This window comes from Rhizobium sp. 01T437 (genome assembly GCF_056398505.1).
In genome coordinates this window covers 57,190-66,278 of sequence record NZ_JBFTPM010000026.1, presented here as the reverse complement: position 1 = coordinate 66,278, position 9,089 = coordinate 57,190, and the positions used below count along the sequence as shown (strand labels likewise).

Below are 9,089 nucleotides of genomic sequence, written 5' to 3'. Positions count from 1 at the left end.
CGGCCTTCGATGTCGGACTTGGCGCCAGCGCCGTCGACGATCGTGGTGTTTTCCTTGGAGATCGAAACCTTCTTGGTGCGGCCGAGCATGTCGAGGGTGACAGACTCGAGCTTGATGCCGAGGTCTTCGGAAATGACAGTGCCGCCCGTCAGGATAGCGATGTCTTCCAGCATGGCCTTGCGGCGATCGCCGAAGCCCGGAGCCTTGACGGCAGCAATCTTCAGGCCGCCGCGCAGCTTGTTGACGACGAGGGTCGCAAGAGCTTCGCCTTCGACGTCTTCAGCGATGATGAGGAGCGGCTTGCCGGTCTGAACGACAGCTTCGAGAACCGGGAGCATGGACTGCAGGTTCGAGAGCTTCTTTTCGTGCAGCAGGATGAAGGCGTCTTCGAGGTCAGCAACCATTTTTTCCGGGTTGGTGACGAAGTACGGGCTCAGGTAGCCGCGGTCGAACTGCATGCCTTCGACGACTTCGAGCTCGGTCTCAGCGGTCTTGGCTTCTTCGACGGTGATGACACCTTCGTTGCCGACCTTCTGCATGGCTTCAGCAATGTCGAGACCGACCTGCTTGTCGCCGTTTGCGGAGATCGTGCCGACCTGGGCAACTTCTTCAGACGTGGAGATCTTCTTGGCCTTGGCCTGGAGATCCTTGACGACTTCAGCAACAGCGAGGTCGATGCCGCGCTTCAGGTCCATCGGGTTCATGCCGGCTGCAACAGCCTTGTTGCCTTCGCGAACGATGGCCTGTGCGAGAACCGTGGCGGTCGTGGTGCCGTCGCCGGCGATGTCGTTGGTCTTCGAGGCAACTTCGCGGACCATCTGGGCGCCCATATTTTCGAACTTGTCTTCGAGTTCGATTTCCTTGGCGACCGAAACACCGTCCTTGGTGATGCGCGGAGCGCCGAAGGACTTGTCGATAACGACGTTGCGGCCCTTCGGACCGAGCGTGACCTTCACTGCGTCAGCGAGGACGTCGACGCCGCGCAGCATCTTTTCGCGCGCGCTGCGGCCGAACTTTACTTCTTTAGCTGCCATTTTGAGAACTCCTGAAAAGGGGTGTCAGCGATTTCGATGAAAGACAATCGGCCGATTAGCCGATGATGCCCATGATGTCGGCTTCCTTCATGATCAGAAGGTCTTCGCCGTCGATCTTGACTTCCGTGCCCGACCACTTGCCGAACAGAACGCGGTCGCCAGCCTTGACGTCGAGCGGAACGATTTTGCCGGCTTCGTCACGAGCGCCGGAACCGACGGCGACGATTTCGCCTTCCTGCGGCTTTTCCTTGGCGGTGTCCGGGATGATGATGCCACCCTTGGTCTTCGCTTCGGATTCAACGCGACGGACGACGACGCGATCGTGAAGCGGGCGGAAATTGGTGCTTGCCATTGCTAATCCCTCGATCAAATGACATTCGCGGACCGGGTTGGTCCACAATGAAGGTGTTAGCACTCAACTCCCGTGAGTGCTACCGCCGTGCATTTAGGGATGGCTCCAGAAGGAGTCAAGAAGAGCCATCACGGATTTTTGTGCCGGAATTGTGGAGACAGGTAGGATTTGTCCAGCGTGGTTACCGAGCTTTGCTCACGTCCAGCTTTTGAACCTCCGGCGTTCTTTGCCTGACGCAGAAAATGCCTTGCCATTGAAGCCCGCCTTTGCAATGTCACCGGTGACAGAAAGCGAAGCAGGAAAGCGGAATGGCAAAGCGGATTGCGAACTTCTCCGAGATCACCGATCGATATGACGCGGTGCTCTGTGATGTCTGGGGTGTCGTGCATAACGGCGTCGATCCGTTTCCTAAGGCCGGCGAGGCGCTGCAGGCCGCCCGTGCCGCTGGCCTGACCGTCGTTCTCATCACCAATTCGCCGCGCGTCTCCTGGCAGGTCGTCGAGCAGCTGCGCCAGATCGGCGTGCCCGATAGCGCCTATGACCGCATCGTCACTTCGGGCGACGTCACCCGCGCGCTGATTGCCGAAGGTCCGCGTGAAGTCTTCCTGCTTGGCCCCGAGCGCGACAATCCGATCCTTGAAGGCCTCGATATCGAACGCGCTGCCGCCGGCGACGCCACATCCGTCGTCTGCACCGGCTTTTTCGACGACGAGACGCAGACGCCCGAGGATTACACGGACATGCTGCTGGACTTCAAAGCCCGTAATGTGCCGATGATCTGCGCCAATCCCGACCTTGTCGTCGAGCGCGGTCACCGCATCATTCCCTGCGCCGGCGCCATGGCCGCCTATTATGAGCAACTCGGAGGCTCCACCCGGATCGCTGGCAAGCCACACCGGCCGATCTATGAGGCCACACTTGCCGCTGCCCGCGAGGTCCGTGGTGATTTCCCGATCGACCGTGTGCTGGCGATCGGCGACGGCATGCCGACGGATGTTCGCGGCGCCTTGAATTATGGCCTCGACCTTCTTTACATCAGCGGTGGTATCCACGCGAAGGAATATACGCTGCACGGCGAGACCGACGAGGCGATCCTGCACGCCTATCTCGAACGGGAAAAGGCAGCGCCGAAGTGGTGGATGCCGCGCCTGGCATAAGAGAAAAGCAAGCCGATGACCGTTTTCCACCGCAATGAAACCCGTGATCCGCTGCCCGAGCATTTGAAGGGCGGTGTCATCGCCATCGGCAATTTCGACGGCGTCCATCGCGGCCATCAATCGGTGCTGAACCGGGCTCTCGATATCGCAAAAGAGCGGGGCATTCCCGCCCTGGTGCTGACCTTCGAGCCGCATCCACGCACCGTCTTCAAGCCGGATGCACCGGTCTTCCGCCTGACGCCGGCGCCGTTCAAGGCCCGCATCCTGGAAGAGTTGGGCTTCAACGCGGTCATTGAATACCCCTTCAATTACGAATTTTCACAGCGCTCGGCGGAAGAGTTCATCCATTCCATCCTGAAGGACTGGCTAGGCGCGTCCGAGGTGGTGACCGGCTTCGATTTCCATTTCGGCCGCGGCCGCGAGGGTGGGCCTGCCTTCCTGATGGATGCCGGCAACAGATATGGTTTCGGCGTCACCCTGATCGACGCCTTCCGCGACGAGAATACCGATGTCGTCTCATCGAGCCATATCCGCGCGCTGCTGAAGGAAGGCGATGTCTCCTCGGTCGCCGCCATGCTCGGCTATCATTATACGGTCCAGTCGAAGGTCATTGACGGAGAGAAGCTCGGCCGCCAGCTTGGCTTCCCGACCGCCAACATGCAGCTGCCGCCGGAAGCGGAACTTGCAGCCGGAATCTATGCCGTGCGATTCCGSCTCGAAAACGGCRAGCTCTATGATGCGGTGGCGAGCTATGGCCGGCGCCCGACAGTGACGGAAAACGGCGCGCCGCTGCTTGAAACCTACCTTTTCGATTTCAGCGGCGATCTCTACGGCCAGACCTGCTCGGTCTCCTTCTTCGGCTATCTTCGCCCCGAACTGAAGTTCGACGGGCTCGATCCGCTCGTCGCGCAAATCAAGCGCGACGAAGAGGAGGCGAGGGTGCTTCTGTCAGGTGTGAGACCGCTCGGCGAGCTCGACCGGAAGCTCTGTTTCGATTGACCTCAGGCCGTGCCGAGCGCTGGCTGTGATTTCTGGCGCGGTAACGGCGGGAAAGCGAGTGCAATGGCTGCCGCACCGAGCCCGACCAGCGCGGAGCCGATGAAGAGCCACGAATAGTTGGCATAGGTATCGTAGATCCAGCCGCCGATCAGCGGGCCGAAGGCCATGCCGAGACTTGACAGCATCGTCGCTGCCCCGAACACCGTGCCGATGATGCGCGGGCCGAAATATTCGCGCGCCAGCACCGCATAGAGCGGCATCACTCCGCCATAGGCGCTGCCGAAGATGACGGCGAGCGCATAGAACTCGCCGAGCTTGCTGACGGCAAGATAGGTGGCAAGCGCCGCCGCCTGTATCAGCAAGCCCGCGATAATGACCGGCTTCACGCCGATCCGGTCTGCTAATGTCCCATAGACCAGGCGGCCGCCGAGGCCTGCAAGTCCTTCGACACTGTAGATGCTCACGGCGGCCATGGGGGCGACGCCGCAGAATGTTGCGTAGCTCACCATATGGAAGATCGGTCCGGAATGGGCGGCACAGCAGGCAAAGAAGGTCAGCCCGAGCACGATGAACTGCGGCGAGCGGAAGACCCGCCACAGATTGGGGGCACTGCCATCGGCTGACACGATGGCCTCATGCGTATCCTGCGGTGGCGACGGCCGCCGACGGACGAGAAGTGCTGCCGGGATCATCAGGATGAGCGCACCGATGCCGATGATCATCATCGCCGGGCGCCAGTCATAAGCGGTGATCAGCCAGCGCGCGAAAGGCGAGATCGTCATCGGCGCAACACCCATGCCTGCCGAAACCAGCGAGACGGCAAGGCCGCGGTTCTCGTCGAACCACTCCGTCGTCGCGGCGATCATCGGCGCGAAAAAGGCACTGGCTGAAAGCCCGACCAGCACGCCATAGGTCAGCTGGAATTGCAGAAGCGTTTCCGCACGGCTGGCAAGCATCAGCGCCAGCCCGAGGATGACGGAGCCGATCAACACCACGGGGCGCGGTCCGTATCGGTCGCTGGCAGCACCCCAGAAGAAGCCGCCTACGCCCATGACGATGAAATTCAGCGTCATGGCACTGGCGATGCCGGCATGCGACCAGCCGGTCGCGTCGGCGATTGGTTGCTGGAAAATGGCGAGAGAAAACATGGCGCCGAGAGCAACGCACGTCATCAGTGCGCCGGCCGCGACGATTACCCAACGATAGGAACTGCTCATATCCACATCACTCCTTGCGGGCGGGTTTGATCGGCATGATGAATTTCCCATGCCTGCGAGTCAAAGACGTTCGGGCAAGAGGGAATTCGACAGGGGTTTTTGGATTTTTTGTATTGGGACCAGCAAAACTGCAGCCATCGCCTGTCCCAGGCGTTTGCCAACCGATCGCCCGCGCATTGACCGTGCCCAAAATCCGAAAGGCAATCTCGACATGGACAAGGGTTCTGGAACGGTGGGACAGTGAACGCCCTCGTTGCCGTCATCGTCAATCTGCCGACGCCGGCACCGGGGCTGCGAGAGCTTGAGCGCAGTTCCTGAATCCAGTTGGAGCGAAGCGGCAGGCATGCAGCCTACGGCTTTTCGTGAGGCTGAGAGACTGAAATCCCTCTTCCTTTTCCGCTGAAAAGCGCCTATGAACCGGCGCAATGAGTAAATTCCGGCTGGCGCATTCGATACGAATTATCGGCCCGGTCTTCCGCGCGCGCTGAGCGGCCGGAAGGTCCGGGTTTTCGGCGCTTGGCTTGCGCGAGCGCTTTCCGTCACCACAGATTTCATATCCGCGTGCCCTTGTTCGGGCCGCCAGAAGCGATTGTCACACATGACCGACACAGCCGAAAAGATCGATTACTCGAAGACCCTCTACCTGCCTGAGACGGATTTTCCGATGCGCGCCGGCCTCCCGCAGAAGGAGCCGGAACTCGTTGCCCGCTGGCAGCAGATGGACCTCTACAAGAAGCTGCGCGCCTCCGCCGCCGGCCGCGAAAAGTTCGTCCTCCACGACGGCCCGCCCTATGCCAACGGCAATATCCATATCGGCCATGCGCTGAACAAGATCCTCAAGGACGTCATCACTCGCTCCTTCCAGATGCGCGGTTACGACTCCAACTACGTTCCCGGCTGGGACTGCCACGGCCTGCCGATCGAATGGAAGATCGAGGAAGAAAACTACCGCGCCAAGGGCAAGGCCAAGCCTGACCTGACCGAGCCGTCGGCGATGATCGAATTCCGCCGCGAATGCCGCGCCTATGCCGAAAAGTGGATCGCCATCCAGGGCGGCGAGTTCCAGCGCCTCGGCATCATCGGCGATTTCGAAAACCCCTATCTGACGATGAACTTCCACGCGGAAAGCCGCATCGCCGGCGAACTGCTGAAGATCGCCAGGAGCGGCCAGCTTTACCGTGGCTCCAAGCCGATCATGTGGTCGGTCGTCGAGCGCACTGCGCTGGCGGAAGCCGAGGTTGAATACCATGACTATGAGAGCGACACTATCTGGGTGAAGTTCCCGGTCGTGCGGGTTGTGGCGCCAGCAAAGGTGGTCGAGAAAGATTTTGAACACGGTGAATTGCTGGTTGGAGCGTCCGTCGTCATCTGGACTACCACGCCCTGGACGATCCCCGGCAACCGGGCGATCGCCTATTCGTCGCGCGTTTCCTACGGCCTGTATGAAGTAACAGCTGCCGAGAACGATTTCGGCCCGCGTCCGGGCGAAAAGCTGATCTTTGCCGACAAGCTCGCCGAAGAGAGCTTCGCCAAGGCAAAGCTGCAGTACAAGCGTCTCGCTGACGTCACTGCTGCCGATCTCGCTGCAACCACCTGCGCCCATCCGCTCAAGGGTGTTGGCGGCGGCTATGTATTCGACGTGCCATTGCTCGAAGGCGACCACGTCACCGACGATGCCGGTACCGGTTTCGTTCATACGTCGCCGAGCCACGGCCGCGAAGACTTTGATGTCTGGATGGCGCATGCCCGCGAAATCGAAGGACGCGGCATCGAGACCAAGATCCCGTTCCCGGTTGACGACGGCGGCTTCTATACTGCCGATGCGCCCGGCTTCGAAGGCGCACGCGTCATCGACGACAACGGCAAGAAGGGCGATGCCAATGACCGCGTCATCAAGGCGCTGATCGAGCGCAACGCGCTCTTTGCCCGTGGCCGCCTCAAGCATCAGTATCCGCATTCCTGGCGCTCCAAGAAGCCGGTGATCTTCCGCAACACACCGCAGTGGTTCGTCTATATGGACAAGACACTGGCTGATGGCACGACGCTGCGCACCCGCGCGCTGAAGGCGATCGACGACACGCGTTTCGTGCCGGCCGCCGGCCAGAACCGCCTGCGCGCCATGATCGAGCAGCGCCCGGACTGGGTGCTTTCTCGTCAAAGAGCGTGGGGCGTGCCGATCTGCGTCTTCGTCGATGAACAGGGCCAGGTGTTGCAGGACGATGCCGTCAACCAGCGCATCCTCGATGCTTTCGATGCCGAAGGCGCCGATGCCTGGTTTGCCGCAGGCGCCAAGGAGCGTTTCCTCGGCAACGAGCACGACCCGGCCAAGTGGTCGCAGGTCATGGACATCCTCGACGTCTGGTTCGACTCGGGCTCGACCCATACCTTCACGCTGGAAGACCGCCCCGACCTGAAATGGCCGGCTGATCTCTATCTCGAAGGCTCCGACCAGCATCGCGGCTGGTTCCACTCCTCGCTGCTGGAATCGGCAGCGACACGCGGCCGTGCGCCTTATGACGCCGTTCTCACCCATGGTTTCACCATGGACGAGAAGGGCGAGAAGATGTCGAAGTCGAAAGGCAACGTCACAGCCCCTCAGGAAGTCATGAAGGATGCCGGCGCCGACATCCTCCGTCTCTGGGTCATGACGTCAGACTACGCGGACGACCTGCGCGTCGGCAAGACGATCATCCAGACCAACGTGGATGCCTATCGCAAGCTGCGCAACACGATCCGCTGGATGCTCGGCACGCTGGCCCACGACAAGGGCGAGGTCATCGCGCTCAAGGATCTGCCGGAGCTGGAGCAACTGATGCTGCATCGCCTGTCCGAGCTTGATCAGCTCGTGCGCGAAAACTACGATGCTTTCGACTTCAAGAAGATCGCTCGCGCGCTCATCGACTTCGCCAATGTCGAGCTCTCGGCCTTCTACTTCGATATCCGCAAGGATGCGCTCTACTGCGATGCGCCTTCCAGCCTTCGCCGCCGTTCGGCCCTCTATGTCATCCGCATGATCTTCGATTGCATGGTGACCTGGCTTGCGCCGATGCTGCCCTTCACGACGGAAGAGGCATGGCTCTCGCGCAATCCCTCGGCCGTCTCCGTGCATCTGGAGCAGTTCGCCCCGGTCGCCGGCGAATGGCGCAACGAGGCGCTGGCCGAAAAGTGGAAGAAGATCCGCGCCATCCGCAGCGTCGTCACCGGCGCGCTCGAAATCGAGCGCAAGGACAAGCGCATCGGCTCCTCGCTGGAAGCAGCCCCGGTCGTCCATGTCGGCGATGCGGAACTGCGAAAGGCGCTCGAAGGTCAGGATTTCAGCGAGGTCTGCATCACCTCCGATATCACGATCACTGCCGATGCCGGCCCGGCCGATGCCTTCCGTCTGGCGGAAGTGGCTGAAGTCGCGGTCGTTCCGAAGCTCGCAGAAGGCGTAAAATGCGCCCGTTCCTGGCGCATCACGACAGATGTCGGTTCCGATCCTGATTACCCCGACGTTTCGGCGCGTGATGCTGCGGCACTGCGCGAACTCGGCATCCAGGCCTGAAGATATTTACCGGGTGAATTGCCTTTACGGCGTTCATCCGGTAAAAGCTGCCTGAAAATGGCCGGATTTTTGCGTCAGGGGGACGATTGTCTGGTGGACAGTACTGATTCCGGCATGCGGGAAGGGTTTTCATGTTAGCGACGCATTGGTTCCGTTTGGGCGCCTGCCTGTCTGTTGTTCTGGCGGCAAGCTCCACGATGTCCGGCTGCGCCAGCAGCCCGACCTACGGCACCGACAAGACCGCCATGGAGCAGCTTACCGACGACCTCGGTCAGTCGGTTTCGCTGACCGGTCCCGGCCCGAAGAACACAGGCGTGAAATACACGCCGCGTCCGACGCTGGTCATGCCTGCGCCCGCGCAGAAGGAAACCCTCGTCGCGCCGCAGCAGAATATCGCCAACAAGGACAATCCTGAGTGGGTTGAATCCCCGGAAGAGGCCCGCGCCCGTCTCGTGAAGGAAGCCGACGAGAATTCGGACAATCCGAGCTATCGCTCGCCGCTGGCCAGCTCCGCCATCGAAGGCGGCCGCCAGACGAGCGAAGCCCAGACCAAGGCCTATCGCGAAGCGCGCGCGCTGCAGAAGGGGGCCTATATCGACCAGCGCCGCTACATTTCCGATCCGCCGACCGAATATCGCGCCGTTGACGATCCTGCCAAGCTCGATGACCTTGGCACGCCGGAGCAGAAGAAGGCGAAGCAGCGCAAGAAGGATGCAGCGGTCGCAAATAGCGGCACCAAGTGGTGGCAGATCCTTCAGTAAGAGCAATTCAGCAAAAATGTGCAGC

General features: G+C 60.9%; 7 protein-coding genes. 4 read left to right on the top strand and 3 right to left on the bottom strand.

The features are described 5' to 3' along the window. A partial coding sequence (gene groEL / locus AC1DM5_RS32225; RefSeq protein WP_477976589.1) for a chaperonin GroEL occupies positions 1-1,034 on the bottom strand: 1,034 nt, incomplete at its 3' end. 55 nt (positions 1,035-1,089) lie between these two features. Further along, complete coding sequence (gene groES / locus AC1DM5_RS32220; RefSeq protein ID WP_477822799.1) at positions 1,090-1,386, bottom strand: co-chaperone GroES; 297 nt, start codon at positions 1,384-1,386, stop codon at positions 1,090-1,092. 308 nt (positions 1,387-1,694) lie between these two features. Between groES and AC1DM5_RS32215 the strand changes: the two genes are divergently transcribed. Next, complete coding sequence (locus AC1DM5_RS32215) at positions 1,695-2,543, top strand: TIGR01459 family HAD-type hydrolase (protein ID WP_007814207.1); 849 nt, start codon at positions 1,695-1,697, stop codon at positions 2,541-2,543. A gap of 15 nt (positions 2,544-2,558) precedes the next feature. After that, on the top strand, positions 2,559-3,542 hold the full coding sequence (locus AC1DM5_RS32210; protein WP_477976588.1) for a bifunctional riboflavin kinase/FAD synthetase: 984 nt from the start codon (positions 2,559-2,561) through the stop codon (positions 3,540-3,542). Positions 3,543-3,544: 2 nt separating this feature from the next. Here AC1DM5_RS32210 and AC1DM5_RS32205 read toward each other — a convergent pair whose 3' ends face one another. Further along, positions 3,545-4,759, bottom strand: coding sequence for an MFS transporter (locus tag AC1DM5_RS32205; protein ID WP_477822797.1), 1,215 nt, complete (start codon positions 4,757-4,759; stop codon positions 3,545-3,547). A gap of 598 nt (positions 4,760-5,357) precedes the next feature. On the opposite strand from AC1DM5_RS32205, the gene ileS reads away from it, so the two are divergent. After that, entirely contained in the window at positions 5,358-8,303 is a 2,946-nt protein-coding gene (ileS, locus tag AC1DM5_RS32200; protein WP_477822796.1) for an isoleucine--tRNA ligase, read from the top strand. A gap of 131 nt (positions 8,304-8,434) precedes the next feature. Next, positions 8,435-9,064: a hypothetical protein gene (locus AC1DM5_RS32195; RefSeq protein WP_477976586.1), complete on the top strand. Its 630-nt coding sequence runs from the start codon at positions 8,435-8,437 to the stop codon at positions 9,062-9,064. The last annotated feature ends 25 nt before the right edge of the window (positions 9,065-9,089 follow it).

Excerpts from the sequence above, each read along its gene's own strand:
- groES (WP_477822799.1), bottom strand. The coding sequence starts at position 1,386 with ATGGCAAGCACCAATTTCCGCCCGCTTCACGATCGCGTCGTCGTCCGT.
- AC1DM5_RS32215 (WP_007814207.1), top strand. The coding sequence starts at position 1,695 with ATGGCAAAGCGGATTGCGAACTTCTCCGAGATCACCGATCGATATGAC.
- AC1DM5_RS32205 (WP_477822797.1), bottom strand. The coding sequence starts at position 4,759 with ATGAGCAGTTCCTATCGTTGGGTAATCGTCGCGGCCGGCGCACTGATG.
- ileS (WP_477822796.1), top strand. The coding sequence starts at position 5,358 with ATGACCGACACAGCCGAAAAGATCGATTACTCGAAGACCCTCTACCTG.
- AC1DM5_RS32195 (WP_477976586.1), top strand. The coding sequence starts at position 8,435 with ATGTTAGCGACGCATTGGTTCCGTTTGGGCGCCTGCCTGTCTGTTGTT.